The following is a 16,484-nucleotide window of genomic DNA, read 5'->3' as shown; positions in this document are numbered from 1 at the left end:
CTCCACGCCCCGCCCCCTCCTCCTGTGACCGGTGTCCCGCCTCCCCTGGCCCGTCTCCCGAGGCCCGCCTCCCAAGGCCCGCCTCCCAAGGCCTGCCTCCCGAGCCCGGCCCCCATGCCCCGTCTCCCGAGGCCCGGCCCCCATGCCCCGCCTCCCGAGGCCGGCGCCCGTGCCCCGCCTCCCCAGGCCCGCGTCCCGCGTCCCGGCCGACGTGATCCGTCCGACGTGATCCATCCGACGTACGACACGCCCGCGTGTCCGGAATGCTCGCGGCCCTTCCAGGGTTCACTTCGCGTACGACCCGGGCGGTCCGTCCAAAGGACGCACACGAAGAACGGAATGCACAACCATGGGTGAGTTGATCCTCGTACGTCACGGGGAGACCGAATGGTCACTGTCGGGCCAGCACACGAGCTACACCGACCTGCCGCTCACGGCACGTGGGGAAGAGCAGGCGCGCTCGGTCGCGCCCCTGCTGGCCGGCCGGCCCATCGGGCTCGCTCTGACCAGCCCGCTCCAACGGGCCCTCCACACCGCCGAGTTGGCCGGGTTCAAGAGCGCGCGCATTACTCCCGATCTCCACGAATGGGACTACGGAGGCGATGAGGGCGTCACCACCGCCGAGATCCACCGGGACCGCCCCGACTGGAACCTGTGGACCGACGGCGTCGCCCTCGGACCCGCCGGTCATCCCGGGGAGAGCCCGGCCGAGGTCGCGGAGCGCGCCGACCGGGTGCTGGCCGAGGTCGCGTCCGCGCTGCGCGGTGGTGACGAGGATGTCGTCCTCTTCGCCCACTCCCACTTCCTGCGCGTGCTGACGGCCCGCTACCTCGGGCTGCCGGCGTCCGGTGGAGCCCTGTTCGTCCTGGACACCGGGGCGATGTCCCGGCTCGGCCGCGAGCACGACCGCCCGGTGATCACCGCCTGGAACACCGCGCCTCCGCAGCCCACGCCCTGACCCCTCCGGCGGAGCTCTCCGTACCCCGTGGGGTCCCGTCCGGCTGCCTCAGGGTGCCGCGACTGCCTCACGGGCCCTGCGCAGCGCAAGCGCCGCGAGGGCCTGGGGAGCGCCGGCCTGGCCCCGGACGCCGGGAAACGCGTTGATGTCCACGATCAGCGGAGCGCCGTTGTCGCCGGTGGCTATGACGTCGACCCCGTAGACGTCGAGGAGGAAGACCTCACCGACGCGCACCGCCAACTCGGCCCAGCCCGAGGGAAGTTGACCGGGCGTAAGCGGCAAGGTGGGGCCCCGGCCCTCGGGGGCGAGTTCGGAGCGGCGCAGCGCCGAGAAGACCGTGCCGTCGATCACCCACAGCTTGTGGTCGTATCCGTCGTTCTCCGCGAACTCCTGCACCACGACGGGCTCGTCCCCCCAGTCGTCGGCGAACTCGGCCAACCGGGCCGGACTGTCGACGCGGGCCACGAGGTCGTGCCGTCTGCTGTGGCGGCTCTTCACCACCAGCGGGCCAGGCTGCCCGGCGGCGGCCACGACGCCGAGCAGGTCGGTGAGCGAGCCGTAGGCGCGGGTCGCCGCGAAGGGAAGCCCCGCCTCCCGCGCCCGCTCGGCCATGGCCGTACGGTCCTGGCACAGCGCGGTCGCCCCGGCCGAGTTGATCACCGGAATCCCTTGCGATTCCAGTGCCCGGGCCAGCGCGAGAGCCCGGGGTGTGCGCGATTTCAGCAGGTATACGTCCGCGAGCGGTTGCGACGGGCCGAGGCCGGCCGTCTCGGGATGGACCGCCACCACCCGGTGTTCCGCCTCCAGCACATGCGCGGTGGCGGCGAGCAGCGGGTGGTCCGGCTCCGGCGTGATGAGTCCGACCGTCGTCGCGTTCCGCTTACGCGTCGACTGGCGCCCGATCGTCGTCGCGTTGCTCACCGGCCCTCCCCCGCCCCGGCCGAGGTGGGGACCGGTCGCGCCGCGTTCGCCGTTCCCCCGTTCCCGAACGGCTGCTCCGGAATGCGTCCTCCGCCCGATACGAAGGCCGCGGCCGCGACCGCGCTGCCCGTGCGGGCGAGTTCGAGCACGGCCCGGGCCACCTTGGCCGCCGCGTCCGGGACCTGGCGGAAGCTCGGGAAGTCGTTCACATCGACGACCACCGGGCCCTGCGGACCGAGCAGCACGTCCACCCCGTACAGGTCGAGCCCGTACACCGCGCCGACCTGGTCGACGATGGCAGCCACTTCGGCGGGCAGCGGCACGTGCCGTTCGCGAACGCCCCGGTCGGGATGGAGCGGCGAGCGGCGCTCGGTGGCGTACAGCTCTCCCCCGACGCAGTACACCTTCAGGTCGATGCCCGAGTTGGGGACGTACGGCTGGGCGATGAGCATCCCCTCCCCGGCGAGGGAGGGCAGCATCGCGGCCAGCCGGTCCGGGGACGGCACGAGGTGTACGGCTCGCCCGGAGCTTCCGTCGGCCGGCTTCACCACCAGGGGGTACTCCGACTCGGATATCTCCATGAGCAGTTCGGGCCGGGCGGCCGCGTACGTCATCGGCACCGGCAGGCCCCGGCTGCGGCCGATGGCCGACGCGAGCGCCTTGTCCCGCACCCCGCGGATGGACCGCACGTCGTTGACCGTGGTCAGCCCGACGGCGGCGGCGGCTTCCAGGAGCGGAAGCCCCGGACCGCCGGACACCGTCTTGAGCACCCACGCGTCGTGGCTGCCCGCGCGGACCGCCTCGGACATCCGCAGCAGTGAGCCGCCGGGCCGCACCACATCGACCTGGTGACCCCATGCGTCGAGTTGACGGATCACCTCCACGGGCATGCCGTCATGGCGGTAGTGCTCTTCCACCAGGAAGCAGAGCCTCATCGACCTTCCCCGTAACGCCCGGACGTCCGCCGATTCCGTCCGGCGAGCTGTGACGTCACAGGATGACATGAACCCGGGCCGGGTCGCCCCCCGCCCCGGCTCGGCTACTTCCCCCGCCGTAGCCGCCGCAGCAGACTTCGCTGTACCGGCGCTCCTCCCGTCCTCGCCGCGGGCCGCCGCGCGGTGGGCCGCGCCCGGGGATCGGTGAGTCTCGGGCCGGAGCGACCGGAGCTTCGCGGCGCGGGCTGCTCCCCGCCCACCGGTGCGCTCTCTCGCGCTGCCGGGTCCACGGCCGGGCGCGGGGCCGGGCACTGGTCCCGGGCGTCCGCCAGCGCCTCCACGAGACGCGACCGAAACCACTCGATTTCGTCCGGCTCGTCCGCCAACAGCAGCCTGCCGACGACGCCCTGGGCGATCGCGGACTCGGGATGGACCCGGAACGTCTCGGGGGTCAGCCGCCTCAGACAGGCCCGTTCGTAAGGGTCCGGGACGATGCCGGCCAGGTGCGCGCCGTCGAGCGCGGAAGCGACCGCGGCCGCCAGTTCCCACTGGTCGTCGCTCTGGCGGGCCAGCATGGCGAGTCTGCGGTTACGCCAGTTGCGGGCCCGCCAGTCCTGCGGGCCGTCGGGCTCGGGATGGCGTCCGCTCAGCAACGCCGGCTCGCGCATGGCCAGTTCGACCAGTTCGTCCGCAAGGTACAGCCAGACGACCGCCCGGTAGCGGTTGAGGTAGCAGCGCACCGGGGTGAGATGCCCGGTGCGTGCCAGTTTGGTGAAGCGGCCCGGCGCGACGCCGAGCAGGTCGGCGCCTTCACCGGTGCCCACGGTCCGGACTCGTTCGCGCAGCCCTTCGGGAAAGTCCTGGGCCGCTCTGTGCCGGGCCACCTCGCGTGCGGTGACCCGGCGGTGCCCGCCGCCCGGATCCGGGACGGTGCGAATGTGGCCGAGCTGGACGGCCAGCTCGAACTCGCCCCGCCTGAGCTCCAGTTCACGCGCGGCGGCGCCGGGTGCGAGCCTCGGGCCCGCCGGAGCCGCGGCGCCCGCGGCCGCCGCGGGCACGACGGCGTTCTTGGTGGTGACTACGGTCATCGGATCCTCCCCCGTGAGGAACGAGCACTCGGTACGAATACTCTCGGTGACGACCGTAACGCACCGTGCGGACATCCCGCTCGGCCTGTGGACAACTCGATCCGGTGCTGGAAAACACCAGTTCAGAAGCGTTTGCCTCCGAAGTCGCCGAAGCTGCCCGGCTGCCTCGCCGCCACCGACAGATGCTCGCCCACCCGGTTGACCAACAGGGTCATCTCGTACGCGATCTGACCGATGTCGGCTTCCGCCGAGGCGAGCACACACAGACAGCTTCCGTCGCCCGCGGCGGTGACGAACAGGACGCCTTCGTCGAATTCGACCATCGTCTGGCGGACCTTGCCGGCCCGGAAGTGCAGGCCGGAGCCCTTGGCGAGACTGTGCAGTCCGGAGGAGACGGCGGCCAGGTGTTCCGCGTCCTCGCGTTCAAGGCCGGAGCTTGCGGCGGTGACCAGACCGTCGTTGGACAGCACGATCGCGTGCCGTACATGCTCCACCCGCCGGGTCAGGTCGTCGAGCAGCCAGTCGAGTTCCTTGCTCAATGCCATATCAGGCCTCCCCGTTCATGCAATTCCCCGTTTCCCCGTTCTCCTGCCACCCTTCACCACCGGCGCGCCACGGGCAAGCGGTACAGGGCGGCGGAGATTCGGACAGCGCTGGAGCTCCGTGGCCCGGCCTGAGGCCGCCGGGGTTTGGCTGTTACCACCCCCCGGACACCGTGGTTTGGCAGACGTGGAAGAGGTGGCTCGGGCGTGACAGCGAGGACGGTGCAGTCACTGGGGCATGGGGGGATCGGAGGGGCCGTGGGGGATCATGGCGGCATGCCCGAAGACCACGCGCACGTTCAGGAATTCTTCGCCGCCCGGGCGGCCGACTGGGACCGCAAATTCCCCGACGACGGCCCGGCATATGCCGCGGCCGTCGCCGAACTGGGGCTCTCGCGGGGCGATGCCGTTCTCGACGCGGGATGCGGCACGGGCCGCGCCCTACAACCGCTGCGCGCCGCGGTGGGCCCGGGCGGCACGGTCGTCGGCCTGGACCTCACCCCCGAGATGCTGGCCGAGGCCACACGGGCCGGCCGGGACCAGTACGCCACGCTGGTGTGCGCGGACGTGAGCAGGCTGCCGCTGCGCACCGCTTCGACGGATGTCGTCTTCGGCGCCGGGCTGATCTCCCACCTTCCTCAACCGGCCGAAAACTTGCGGGAGTTGGGACGCGTCACGCGTCCGGATGGCCGTCTCGCCCTGTTCCACCCCATCGGCCGGGCGGCCCTCGCCGCCCGCCAGGGCCGCCACCTCACCGACGACGACCTGCGCGCGGAGCCCCGACTGCGTCCGCTGCTCGCCTCGGCCGGATGGCGACTGCTGTCGTACGCCGACGAGGACGAGCGCTATCTGGCCATCGCCGTGCGGGAGGCCTGACGGGCTGCCTTTGCGCTCGAAGTATGAAGGCCGGGGCCGCCTTGCATGCGCAGTGTGACAGCCGGGCGTCGCATGCCAAGCGGGACGGCCGGGGCTTCGCGCGGGAGGCCTGACGACAGTCGTTCGCTCGGGAGTCTGCCCTCGGGCGGCTCCCAAGGCCCCCTGGGGCGGGCCCGCCCGTGGACAGGCCCTCCCCTGGACAAGGCCGCCCGCCGGACAGGCCCCCCATGGACAAGCCCGCCCGACCTCCAGGCGGCCCGGACCCTCACCGCCGGCCGGCCACTTCGCGCACGAAGGCCTGGGGCTGGTCGAACATGACGTTGTGTCCGGCGCCCGGGACCGTCACGACCCGGACGCCCGAGCCGGTGAGCTCGGCACGCCCGGGCAGCCCGTCGTCGAGGCCGCCCACCAGGTAGACGCGCTCGATCGGCAGTCTCACCAGGAGCTCGCGCATCGACGGCTCCGTACCGCGCACCAGGGCGACGGCTGTGCGGTGCAGTGCGAGCGGATCGGCGAGCCGCATGGTTGCCGCCCAGAGCGGACCCGTGCGCGCGAGCACTTCGCGGAAGCCTCCGCCGTGCACGAATTCCTCCTCCGTGTACGTGGCGATGCCGCTGCTGCCCGCCGTCGGCGCCGGGTCGGGATCGAGGTTGGCTTCGGTCAGCACGAGCCTGGCGACCAGGTCGGGGCGGCGGTCCGCGAGCACGATCGCCACCGCGCCGCCCATGCTGTGCGCCACGAGTTCCGCCCCGCTCACACCCGCTTCGTCGAGGGCCGCCGCGAGGGCGTCCGCATGGTCCTCCAGGGTGTATCCGAACTCCGCCGGCCTGTCGCTGATGCCATGGCCCGGCAGATCGACGAAGAGCTGGCGGCGGCCCGCGAGTGCCGGATGACCGGCGATGTGTGCGTGATAGACCGCCGACATCGAGCCCAGCCCGTGCACATACACGAGCGCCGGCCCCTCCCCCGCGCACTGCGTCCACCGGATCCGGCTCCCCCGCCCGTCGAACTCAGCCTCCTGCATGGCACCCCTCTTCCCGTGATCCCCTCAACGCCGTCGAGGCCGTTGCCGCAGCGCCCTTCCGGCCACCCCTGTGGCGGCCCGGCACGCTTCGCGGCACCCGCACGGCGTCCTTCGCGGCCGACCATACATCGTTGACGTAGTACTACGTCAACGATGTACCCCACGGATGGGGCAGAATGCGGGGCATGCTCGAACTCGCCATCCTGGGTTTCCTGTACGAAGCTCCGCTGCACGGCTACGAGCTGCGCAAACGGATCACCGCGCTCACCGGTCATGTGCGCCCGGTCGGCGAAAGCACGCTCTACCCCGCGATCAAGCGTCTGGAGAAGGCGGGGCTGCTGGCCCGGGAGACCCAGCCGGGGGCGGCCGCCGCCCCCCGGCACATGCTGACCCTGACCGCGGCGGGCCGCCGTGACCTGCTGAACCGGCTCGCCGAACCCGATCGCCTGGATGTCACCGACGAGAACCGCTGGTTCGCGCTGCTCGCGTTTCTGCGCCACCTGCCCGGTGCGGCGGAACAGGCCGCCGTACTTCGCCGCAGGCTGGCCTTCCTGGAGGAACCGGCGAGCTTCTTCTACGAGGGTGAACGACCCATCAGCGCCGAGGAGTTGGACGACCCGTTCCGTCGCGGCATTCTCACGATCGCCCGCGCCACCAGCGCCGCCGAACTCAAGTGGCTTCGCGCGACGCTGCGTTCACTGGAGTGAGACGGCCGACCGAGCGCCTGCCACCCGACGCAGTCCTCTCTGTCCGGCGCGCAGGAGACGAAGGCCGGGGCGGGCCTTGGGCACCGCCCTCTATCTGCCGGACCTGGTCCAACTCTACGGTGGGGGCGACCGTTTCAGAGATCGGCTCCGGCGCATCGCGGCGGGGCCGTCCACGGAAAGGTGGTCCCGATGTTCGGAAGATCCCCGATGTTCGGACGATCCCGAAAGCCGGTCCGGCCTCGGCCGGCCGACGATCGCCACCCCAACATCTTCGAGGCGGCGGCCGCGTATGTGACGGCCTGCGCCGAGGACGACCAGGACGCGCTCGACGAAGCGGCGGGCTGGGTGTCACCGGAAGCCCTGTCGTTCGGGGTGCGTGAGCTGGCCTGCCGGGCGGTGGTCGCACTGGCCCGCGACCGCGGCGAGTCCCCACGTGCCGTCAGCAGGGAACTGATGGGCCTGCCCACCTCCTGACGGGCCCCGGGTCGCCGGTTCCGGACCCTCGACGTTCGCGTTACTCACTGGTTAAGGTGCGCCGACGAGCGAACCGAAGGGGAGGATTCCGTGACCGGGACGGACGAGGCCGAAGCGGCCGCAACCGCCGCAGACGAGGCGCTGTACGTACTCACGGCAGCGCTGCTGACACCCGCGCAGTTCCCGAGTGTGCTCGGTGACGACTACCCCGAGGCGTGCGCGGCGCTCGGCCTCGGTCCGTACGCCCAGGGCTACGGGCTCGTCCTCGGCCAGGACGGCGCGGGCGCACGCTGGACGGTGGTCGTCGACGACGTGTCGCTCGTGGCGGTGGCGATCGCCTCCTGGGACTGCGGCATGGAGTACGACCTGTCGCCGCAGGACCGCACGGTGGTGGCGGCGCTGCCCGGGTGGCCGCTGGAGCTGGTCGTCTCGGCACCGGACGTCCCGGCCCCGCACGACCCCGAGCCCGACCCGCAGGGCCCTCCCACGCTCACACCTCCCGACACGGACACCTGGGGTCCGGCCCAGCGCCGTCTCGGCGCGGACATGGTCGCCCTGCAATGGACGGCGTGGCGCGAGCAGTTGGACGCCGAAACGTTCGGCCACCCCCCGCACGTGGTGACCCCGGACCAGCCGGAATCGGCGCAGGGAGCGGCGAGTTCCGTGGCCCCCGACCAGAGTGGGGCGGCGGGGGCGAAGCCCACGAAGTCCACGAAGTCCACGAAGCCCGACGACACTGTGGCCGCCGGGCGGGTCGGAGAGTCGGACACCGATGCCGGACATCACCACGGCGGTGACAGGCCGGGGGTCCGGCAAGTCCTTGCGGAGGCGCGCGGTTATCTCGCATCCCCTCCCCCCGTCGGTCGCGTGCGGTCTGCCTTCGCGCCGGGCGGCGCCCGCACCCTACGCGCCGACGGCCCCGGCTGGTCCTTGGTCGCCAGGACCGACGACATCGCCTTCGTCCTTCTCGACGAGTGCCCCGGTGACGTCCACCCCGTGGGTCGTGACGATGAGTTGCCCGTTCTCCTCGAAGCACTGGAGGCGATGGCGGTGCGACCGTCCTGAGGGCCCCTGCCGCGCTCCTCCCGTGCGGCGCCCGGCACGATGTCCGCACGTACCGGACCGTCACGCCCCGTTGACGCACCTCGCGCTCACTCTCCACCGCCACACGCTCCCGGCGTCGGTTCCGCACGGCTGCTTATGATCGTCCCGGCGCGTAGATCAAGCGTCGGGACAAGGCAACGGGGAAGGAATCGACATGACGGACAAGGGCGTTGACGCACACCCGGGTGACGGGACGGCGGTCAGCCGCGGGGCGGACGACGTGGTGTGCCGGCCGGTGGGACGGGTCGTCGGCGGGCGTGCCGAGGTGGCCGATGACCACTGGGACCGCGAGACGGCCGTGATCCGGCTCGACGCTGAGCAGTTCGGCCCCGAGGCGCTGTACGGTCTTGCGGACTTCTCCCACCTCGAAGTGGTCTTCCACTTCGACCGGGTGGCACCGGAGAAAATCGAGTCCGGCGCCCGGCGCCCGCGCGGCAACCAGGACTGGCCGCTGGTGGGGATCTTCGCGCAGCGGGGCAAGAACCGCCCCAATCGCCTGGGCGTCTCACGGTGCCGTGTGCTTGCCGTCGAGGGACTTGAGGTACGGGTGGCGGGGCTGGACGCCGTGGACGGAACGCCGGTGCTCGACATCAAGCCGTATCTGGCCGAGTTCGGCCCGCGGGGCGAGACGGCGCAGCCGCAGTGGTCGATGGAGCTCATGCGGGACTACTACGAGTGACGTGACCGGGGACTTCGCCCTACGACGGGCGGGCGGACCGCCGTAGCCTGCCGCGCCCGTCGGCTCGGGAGGAGAGGCGGCCGGGGACAGTACATTGACCGTCCCCGGCGGCCGGACCCGGCAGCTGTCCCCGGCGGCCGATTCCGTGGGCGAAACCGGCGGGCGGACCCGTGAGGCGAACCCGGCGGGCGGACCCGTAAGGCGAAACCGGCGGCGAACCCGTGAGGCAGTCAACTCACCGTCCCGGGACCACAGTTGAGCCCGCGCCCCGCACCCGCGCCCCGGCACGGACGACGCGGCCTCCCTCACACCCGTTCCGAGGCCATTTCCCTCACACCCGTTCCAGCGGGCGGTGCGGGCCCTTGGGCAGTTCGGCCGTGATGGCGTCGCCGGGGCGGACCTCGCCGCCCGCGCGGACCACGCTCATGATCCCCGCCTTGCGCACGATGTTCCCGGCGTCGTCGCGGCCGACGACCTGCTTCAGCAGACCGTTCTGGAAGCCCTCGATCTGGAGGCACGGGTTGCGCAGCCCGGTGACCTCGACGACCGCCTCTTCGCCGATGCGCAGCAACGTGCCGGTGGGCAGGGAGAGCAGGTCGATGCCCTGCGTCGTCACGTTCTCGCCGAGCTGCCCGGGCGCCACGTCGAAGCCCTGCTCGGCGACCTCGTCGAAGAGCTCGCCGTGGATCAGGTGGACCTGGCGAAGGTTGGGCTGCGTCGGGTCCTGGGCGACGCGGGAGCGGTGCTTGACCGTCACCCCCGCATGGACATCCCCCGCCACGCCGAGCCCGCGCAGCAGCGTGATGCTGTCCCGGTTCGGCTTGGTGAACGTGTACTCCCCGTTGCTGCTGACCGCCGTGACCGTTCCCCTGGTGCCGCTCATCGCGCGGAGCTCCCCTCTGCCGTGCCCATGACCATGACCGGTCGAGCCTAACCGGCGGACGGCTGCGCCCCGAAGGCTCTAGGGGGTGTCTGGTGGATCATGGCCGGGGGTGCGGCGCCTGGCACGGCACCTCGCGGCGTTGCCGAAACGCCCCGATAGCTCCGCTATCACGACGTTCCGGCGCCTTGCGATGCACCGCACCAGGCGCCGCACCCTCACCGACCCTGATCCACCAGACACCCCCTAGCGGCCGAGCTCCTTGCGGGATATGTGCCGCAGCCTGCGCCGCTGGCTCGGGTCCAGCGTGAAGTAGGCCGCCACGGGGACGCCGATCAGTACGAGCAGGGCGAGCCAGAATCCGATCAGGGGAATCAGGATGAGCCCCGCCACCACTCCACCGACGGCGATCATCGTGCGCTTCGACATGTCCGTCGCCTTCCTTTTCGCGGCCGACGGCCGCTCTTCCTGTCCGGAGAACGCCTGACAGCGCCCGCTGGTTCCAGCTGTCTCCACTATGCGTCATGTGCGCAGCGGTGCGCCGACCTCGTGCATGTGCTCCAGCGCCTGGCGGTAGGAGTCCGTCAGGGATGTCTCGGTGTACGCGATGCCCAGGGCCGCACAATGGGCTCGCACCATCGGCTGTGCCAGCCTGAGGTGCGGGCGCGGCATGTTCGGGAACAGATGGTGCTCTATCTGGTAGTTCAGGCCGCCGAGGAACCAGTCGGTGAGCGGCCCGCCGTGTACGTTGCGCGAGGTCAGGACCTGGCGGCGCAGATGGCCCCAGGCCGAGTCCCCCGCGTCGTCCGGGTCGGGCATCTCCATGCCCTTGTGGTTGGGGGCGAAGGTCATGCCGAGGTGCAGACCGAACAGGGCATGGTGCACCAGGGCGAACACGAGCGCCTTGCCCGGAGACATGACGCTCAGAAGCAGCGTCGCGTACCCGGCGACGTGGGCGATCAGGAGGGGCGCCTCGACGGCCCGCTCGCGGGGCGACTGCCGCTTGAGGTCCTGGAATCCGTACACCTTCAACGCGATGCCCTCCAGGAGCAGCATCGGGAAGAAGAGCCGGGCCTGGTTGCGGGTGAGCAGGCGCGCGAAGCCCTCGCGCTGCTCGGCCTGGCGCTGGGTCCACACCAGGGCGCCGACCCCGACGTCGGGGTCCTTGTCCACGTGGTTGGGATTCGCGTGGTGGCGGTTGTGCTTGTCGTTCCACCAGGCGTAGCTCATGCCGAGCAGCAGGTCGCTGTGGAGGAGACCGACGACTCGGCCCGCGCCCTTGCCGCGGGTGATCTGGGCGTGGCCGGCGTCGTGGCCGATGAAGGCGCTGCGGGCCCAGAACACGGAGAGGGGAAGAGCGAGCAGCAGGGTCCACCAGGTGTCGCCCGTCAGCACCATCGCGGTGATCGTCGCGCCGAGGGCCAGCAGGTTCACGACGATGCCGGTGGCGTACCAGCCGGTGCGCCGGTCGAGCAGGCCCTGCCCCTTCACCGCCTTGAGCAGCGGGGCGAACTCGCTGCCCGCCCGTGGTTCGGCAGGTGTTTCGAGGCCTGCGGTGGGCTGCGGCATGGTCGCCTGTGGCATGACGTCTCCGGTCGGTCCTCCTCCGCAGTTGCCTGCGCTGACCTCACTGAACGTACGGTTCTGCACCCTGTGTGGACCATGGAGTCACCCCCCGTGTGCCGAAGGGGGGTTGCCCCGCGCCCGGGGGTGGTGCTGGCCTCACCCTGGAGACACCATGTGACGCAGGCCACTCCTTTCGGGCTCCGCGGGGCCCGGCACTTCCTGTACCCTCGGCGGCTTCGGCATCGTAGTCAAATTTGAGGAATGCGCCATCGCCGTGCAGAGGCTCCCCGCTCCTACGCCGTCCCAGCTCGCCGAACTCGCCCGTTGTTGTGTGACGTTCCTGCCCTGCGACCCCTCCCGGGCCGGCCGGATCGCCTTTTGGCATGCCGACGGCGAAGCGCCCCCGGCCGCTCCCGGCACCGTCGAGGACATCACCGCGGTCGGGGCGGACGCCACGCCCCACAGCGTGCCCGCCCTTGTGCTGCCCGTCCGGGACGCTCTGCCCGTGCTCACCCGGGCCCGCGCCTCGGCCCAGGCCTCACGGCCGGCCGCGTTCTGGGGCGCGGCCGCGCTGCTCGCCCTCCAACTCGCCGCGCGCGGGCTCCTGTTGCCCGGCCTGACCCCGGCCGACCACGACGCGTGGCGGGTCGGGCCGCTCGGCGCCGACGACCGGGACAAGGTGCGCGAGCTGGCCGCCGCGATGCCGCCCGAGGCGCACGCCGTCCCGGTGGACGCCCCGGGCGGGCCCGTGCTGCTCCCGGACCCCGAACTGCTGCTGCGCGCCTTCCTCGACGCCGTCGCGGACGGCTTGCCGCGCACGCCCGGCGCGGCGCGTGCCACCGGCTCGCCCGCCTTCGCCGCCGATGCGCCGCAGCGGTTGCCCGAGCAACGGGCCTGGGCGGCCGATGTGGCGGCCGGACATGACGCGGGCGTACGGATCTCGCTGCGGGTGGAGCTGCCGGGGCTCGCCTCGGCGGACCCGGACAGCGCGGGCCCGGTGTTCCGTGCCGTGCTCCAGCTGCACAGCGTCAGCGACCCCGCGCTGGTCCGGGACGCCGCCGAGGTGTGGGCGGGATCGGGCGGCGCCGCCGGGTTCGGACCCCGGGCCCGCATGGACGCACTGCTCGCCCTGCGCCGGGCGGCCCGCGCCTGGGCGCCCCTGGCGCCGCTGCTGTCGGCCGCCGTGCCGGACGCGGTGGAACTCGCCGACGAGGAAGCGGGCGAACTGCTCGGCGGGGCTTCGCGCACCCTGGCCGCCATCGGCGTCCAGGTCCACTGGCCCAGAGGTCTCTCCCGCACACTGACGGCCCGCGCCGTGATCGGCCCGCAGGAGCAGGGGTCCGAGCGGATCGAGTCCGCGGCGCCTTCGGTGCTGTCCGCCGACGCGCTGCTCGGCTTCGACTGGCGGTTCGCCCTCGGCGACACCGAGCTGACGCGCCAGGAGCTGGACGCGCTCGCCGAGGCGAGCCGTCCCGTGGTGCGGCTGCGCGACCAGTGGGTGCTCGTCGACCCCGACGAAGTGCGGCGCGCCCGCACCACCCAGGACCGCAAGGTGACCCCCGTCGACGCGCTGGCGGCCGTCCTGACCGGCTCGACGGAGATCGACGGGCGCCGGGTCGAGGTGGCGGCGACGGGCTGGCTTGCCCGGCTGCGCGACCGGCTCGCCGACCCCGAGGCCGCCCGCGAGCAGCCCGTCGCGCAGCCGGCCGCGCTCGCCGCCCACCTGCGGGACTACCAGCTGCGCGGCCTCAACTGGCTTGCCGACATGACCTCGTTGGGCCTGGGCGGCTGTCTCGCCGACGACATGGGGCTCGGCAAGACCATCACCCTCATCGCCCTGCATCTGCACCGCCAGAGCGACCCCGCGACAGCCGGCCCGACCCTCGTCGTCTGCCCCACCTCCCTGATGGGCAACTGGCAGCGCGAGATCGAGAAGTTCGCGCCCGGCACGCCCGTGCGCCGCTTCCACGCGGCCTCGCGCTCCCTGGAGGCCCTGAAGGACGGCGAGTTCGTGCTCACCACGTACGGCACGATGCGCCTGGACGCGGACAGGCTGGCAGGCGTCCCCTGGGGCATGGTCGTCACCGACGAGGCGCAGCACGTCAAGAATCCGTACTCGGCGACAGCCAGGCAGCTGCGCACCATCGGGGCCCGGGCCCGCGTGGCGCTCAGCGGCACGCCCGTCGAGAACAACCTCTCCGAGCTGTGGGCGATCCTCGACTGGACGACGCCGGGGCTGCTCGGCCGGCTCGGCACCTTCCGCACGACGTACGCCTCCGCGGCCGAGAGCGGCCAGGACCCCGCGGCCACCGAACGGCTCTCCCGGCTCGTGCGGCCCTTCCTGCTGCGCCGCCGCAAGTCCGACCCGGGCATCGCTCCCGAACTGCCACCGAAGACCGAGACCGACCGCGCCGTCTCCCTGACCAAGGAGCAGACCGGTCTGTACGAGGCGGTCGTGCGCGAGACGCTGGCCGAGATCTCCGGCGCGGACGGATTCGAGCGGCGCGGCCTCGTCGTGAAACTCCTGACCGCGCTCAAGCAGATCTGCAACCATCCGGCGCAGTACCTGAAGGAGGAGAGACCGAGCATCACGGGCAGGTCCGGAAAACTGGAACTGCTCGACGAGCTCTTGGACACCATCCTCGCCGAGGACGGTGCGGTGCTGGTCTTCACGCAGTACGTACGCATGGCGCGGCTCATCGAGGAGCATCTGGCATCGCGCGGCGTGCCGACGCAGTTCCTGCACGGCGGCACGCCCGTGGAGCGGCGCGAGGAGATGGTGCGCCGCTTCCAGGACGGTGAAGTGCCGGTGTTCCTCCTGTCGTTGAAGGCGGCGGGCACGGGCCTCAACCTCACCCGCGCCGGCCATGTCATCCACTACGACCGCTGGTGGAACCCGGCCGTCGAGGCACAGGCCACCGACCGCGCCCACCGCATCGGGCAGACCCAGCCGGTCCAGGTGCACCGGCTGATCGCCGAGGGCACGATCGAGGACCGGATCGCCGACATGCTGGACCGCAAAAGGGAGTTGGCCGACGCGGTGCTCGGCTCGGGCGAGTCGGCCCTGACCGAGCTGTCCAATGCCGAGCTGACGGATCTGGTGGCGCTGCGAGGGAGCGGGCGATGAGCGGCACATACGACAACGAGCGCACCTTCGAACCCCTTCCTCCCGCGAACGGCCGCTCTTTCGCGACCAGTTGGTGGGGGCTGGCATGGCTGAAGGCACTTGAGGACACCGCGCTCGACGGGCAGCAGCTGAAACAGGGGCGGCGCATCGCCCGTGCGGGCGCGGTCGGCGCGGTGACCGTACGCCCGGGACGGATCACCGCGGTGGTACGGGACCGGGACGGATCGCAGCACCGCAGCGACGTGCTCCTCCAGGAACTGGACGGTGACGACTGGGAGCGCTTCCTTCGGATGACGGCGGAGCGCGCCGGGCACATCGCGGCGCTGCTCGACCGCGAGATGCCCCCGCACCTCGTGGAGGACGCGGCGAGCGAGGGTGTCGAACTCCTTCCCGCGATCGGCGACTTGGAGCCCACGTGCAGCTGCGACGCCTGGGACCACTGCCCGCACACCGCGGCCCTCTGCTACCAGGTGGCACGGCTTCTGGACCAGGACCCCTTCGTGCTGCTGCTGATGCGGGGGCGCGCGGAGCGGGAGTTCCTGGACGCCCTCCAGGAGCTCAGCGCGACACCGGCCGTTGCCGAGCCCGCCACGACGCGCGGCGTACCGGCCGACGAGACGTTCGCGGCCCGGGACATCCTGCCGCCGCTCCCCGCCCCGCCCTCGCTCCCACCCGAGCCGGGCGCCCCCGCCCATCTGGACACCGAGACCGCACCGGAGCCCGGAGTGGACCCGGCGGCACTGGAGTTCCTGGCCGCCGACGCCGCCGGACGGGCCCACCGCATGCTCGCGGACGCTCTGTCACCACGTCACCAACACCAGCCGTTCGACGCTGACTTGACGGAGGATCAGGACGCGGTGCGGCTTGCGGCAGGCTGCCACGACGGGCCGGTCTTGGCCCGGCTCGGCGCCGCGTCGGGTCGCCGCGCCGCGGAACTGACGGCTGCCGTACGCGCCTGGCGGTTCGGCGGGGTCGCATCGCTGCGCGTGCTGGAGGAGGAGTGGGTCCCCGGGCCGGAAGCGCTGGCACGGGCCGTGGCCGGTCTCGATCGCGCCTGGAGCGAGGGCGAACGCCCGTCGCTGCGCGCCACCGGCGCCAACCGGTGGACGGTGACCGGCCGGGACGCACAGCTGCGGCTCGGCCACGACGGCCGCTGGTGGCCCTACCGCAAGGAGCGCGGCCGTTGGAGTCCGGTGGGCCCGGCCGACGACGACCCGGCGGCTGCGCTCGCGGCCATGTTCGCCGCGGCCGACGGGGGCGACGGAGGTGCCGGGGGCGACGGAGGTGCCGGGGCCGACGGGGGCACGGGGAGCGCCGGGGGCGCGTTCGATCAGACCATCGGTGTAGAGCACGCGGGCTCCCTCGCCCGTCACCACGGCGCCGACCCGGAGGGCACCGCGGCCGACGGCGACTGACCGGCCCCTGGGTGCGCCACAGCGCGGCCGCGCATCCCACGCCGTGGCGTCGCCCGCCTGCACCGTGCGGACGTCGGGCGCCGGCCGCCGCCTCCAGGCTGCGGGGCACTCCCGCTCCGCCCGCCCTCTTCCACCCCGCACGCCCCGGACCGTACGGTAACTCCCGCGAGACGCTTGCCTGTTGGCCG

Annotated in this window: 16 protein-coding genes; 8 read left to right on the top strand and 8 right to left on the bottom strand. The window is 72.4% G+C overall.

Annotated elements, in window-relative coordinates; translation table 11 throughout:
• Positions 1 to 349: 349 nt before the first annotated feature.
• The gene (locus ACGFW5_RS28235; protein WP_393837117.1) at positions 350 to 958 is read left to right on the top strand and encodes a histidine phosphatase family protein; all 609 of its coding nucleotides are present in this window, start codon (positions 350 to 352) and stop codon (positions 956 to 958) included.
• A 48-nt stretch (positions 959 to 1,006) separates the two neighbouring features.
• Here the strand turns inward: ACGFW5_RS28235 and ACGFW5_RS28230 are convergent, their stop codons facing one another.
• From ACGFW5_RS28230 to ACGFW5_RS28215, 4 genes are all read right to left on the bottom strand, one after another.
• Positions 1,007 to 1,879, bottom strand: a complete 873-nt coding sequence (locus ACGFW5_RS28230) for a RimK family alpha-L-glutamate ligase (RefSeq protein ID WP_393837116.1) — start codon at positions 1,877 to 1,879, stop codon at positions 1,007 to 1,009.
• A complete protein-coding gene (locus ACGFW5_RS28225) occupies positions 1,876 to 2,814 on the bottom strand; it encodes a RimK family alpha-L-glutamate ligase (RefSeq protein WP_393837115.1) in 939 nt (312 codons plus the stop codon). The genes ACGFW5_RS28230 and ACGFW5_RS28225 overlap by 4 nt, the downstream gene beginning before the upstream one ends.
• Before the next feature lie 104 nt (positions 2,815 to 2,918).
• On the bottom strand, positions 2,919 to 3,902 hold the full coding sequence (locus tag ACGFW5_RS28220; protein WP_393837114.1) for a DUF6397 family protein: 984 nt from the start codon (positions 3,900 to 3,902) through the stop codon (positions 2,919 to 2,921).
• A 122-nt stretch (positions 3,903 to 4,024) separates the two neighbouring features.
• Entirely contained in the window at positions 4,025 to 4,447 is a 423-nt protein-coding gene (locus ACGFW5_RS28215) for a roadblock/LC7 domain-containing protein (RefSeq protein ID WP_393837113.1), read from the bottom strand.
• A 273-nt stretch (positions 4,448 to 4,720) separates the two neighbouring features.
• Between ACGFW5_RS28215 and ACGFW5_RS28210 the strand changes: the two genes are divergently transcribed.
• The gene (locus ACGFW5_RS28210; RefSeq protein ID WP_393837112.1) at positions 4,721 to 5,320 is read left to right on the top strand and encodes a class I SAM-dependent methyltransferase; all 600 of its coding nucleotides are present in this window, start codon (positions 4,721 to 4,723) and stop codon (positions 5,318 to 5,320) included.
• A gap of 265 nt (positions 5,321 to 5,585) precedes the next feature.
• On the opposite strand, the gene ACGFW5_RS28205 is transcribed toward ACGFW5_RS28210, so the two are convergent.
• Entirely contained in the window at positions 5,586 to 6,344 is a 759-nt protein-coding gene (locus ACGFW5_RS28205; protein ID WP_393837111.1) for an alpha/beta fold hydrolase, read from the bottom strand.
• 185 nt (positions 6,345 to 6,529) lie between these two features.
• Here ACGFW5_RS28205 and ACGFW5_RS28200 point away from each other — a divergent pair, with 185 nt between their 5' ends.
• From ACGFW5_RS28200 to ACGFW5_RS28185, 4 genes are all read left to right on the top strand, one after another.
• On the top strand, positions 6,530 to 7,051 hold the full coding sequence (locus ACGFW5_RS28200; protein ID WP_393837110.1) for a PadR family transcriptional regulator: 522 nt from the start codon (positions 6,530 to 6,532) through the stop codon (positions 7,049 to 7,051).
• Between the two features lie 207 nt (positions 7,052 to 7,258).
• The gene (locus ACGFW5_RS28195; RefSeq protein WP_393837172.1) at positions 7,259 to 7,525 is read left to right on the top strand and encodes a hypothetical protein; all 267 of its coding nucleotides are present in this window, start codon (positions 7,259 to 7,261) and stop codon (positions 7,523 to 7,525) included.
• A gap of 90 nt (positions 7,526 to 7,615) precedes the next feature.
• The gene (locus ACGFW5_RS28190; RefSeq protein ID WP_393837109.1) at positions 7,616 to 8,590 is read left to right on the top strand and encodes a hypothetical protein; all 975 of its coding nucleotides are present in this window, start codon (positions 7,616 to 7,618) and stop codon (positions 8,588 to 8,590) included.
• Between the two features lie 193 nt (positions 8,591 to 8,783).
• On the top strand, positions 8,784 to 9,308 hold the full coding sequence (locus ACGFW5_RS28185) for an SAM-dependent methyltransferase (protein ID WP_393837108.1): 525 nt from the start codon (positions 8,784 to 8,786) through the stop codon (positions 9,306 to 9,308).
• Positions 9,309 to 9,639: 331 nt separating this feature from the next.
• Here the strand turns inward: ACGFW5_RS28185 and ACGFW5_RS28180 are convergent, their stop codons facing one another.
• The 3 genes from ACGFW5_RS28180 to ACGFW5_RS28170 all read right to left on the bottom strand — a co-directional run bounded on the left by ACGFW5_RS28180 (position 9,640) and on the right by ACGFW5_RS28170 (position 11,757).
• On the bottom strand, positions 9,640 to 10,191 hold the full coding sequence (locus ACGFW5_RS28180) for an MOSC domain-containing protein (protein WP_393837107.1): 552 nt from the start codon (positions 10,189 to 10,191) through the stop codon (positions 9,640 to 9,642).
• Between the two features lie 243 nt (positions 10,192 to 10,434).
• Positions 10,435 to 10,617, bottom strand: coding sequence for a hypothetical protein (locus tag ACGFW5_RS28175; protein WP_393837106.1), 183 nt, complete (start codon positions 10,615 to 10,617; stop codon positions 10,435 to 10,437).
• A gap of 93 nt (positions 10,618 to 10,710) precedes the next feature.
• On the bottom strand, positions 10,711 to 11,757 hold the full coding sequence (locus tag ACGFW5_RS28170) for a fatty acid desaturase family protein (RefSeq protein ID WP_393837171.1): 1,047 nt from the start codon (positions 11,755 to 11,757) through the stop codon (positions 10,711 to 10,713).
• A 271-nt stretch (positions 11,758 to 12,028) separates the two neighbouring features.
• Between ACGFW5_RS28170 and ACGFW5_RS28165 the strand changes: the two genes are divergently transcribed.
• Positions 12,029 to 14,881, top strand: coding sequence for an SNF2-related protein (locus tag ACGFW5_RS28165; protein WP_393837105.1), 2,853 nt, complete (start codon positions 12,029 to 12,031; stop codon positions 14,879 to 14,881).
• Positions 14,878 to 16,296: an SWF or SNF family helicase gene (locus ACGFW5_RS28160; protein ID WP_393837104.1), complete on the top strand. Its 1,419-nt coding sequence runs from the start codon at positions 14,878 to 14,880 to the stop codon at positions 16,294 to 16,296. Before ACGFW5_RS28165 ends, ACGFW5_RS28160 begins: the two co-directional genes overlap by 4 nt.
• Positions 16,297 to 16,484: the final 188 nt, after the last annotated feature.

The organism is Streptomyces sp. NPDC048416 (genome assembly GCF_043200435.1).
In the GTDB taxonomy this organism is placed as follows: Bacteria; Actinomycetota; Actinomycetes; order Streptomycetales; family Streptomycetaceae; genus Streptomyces.
Note: the sequence above shows the minus strand (reverse complement) of the source record. Positions and strands in the feature narration are given on the sequence as shown.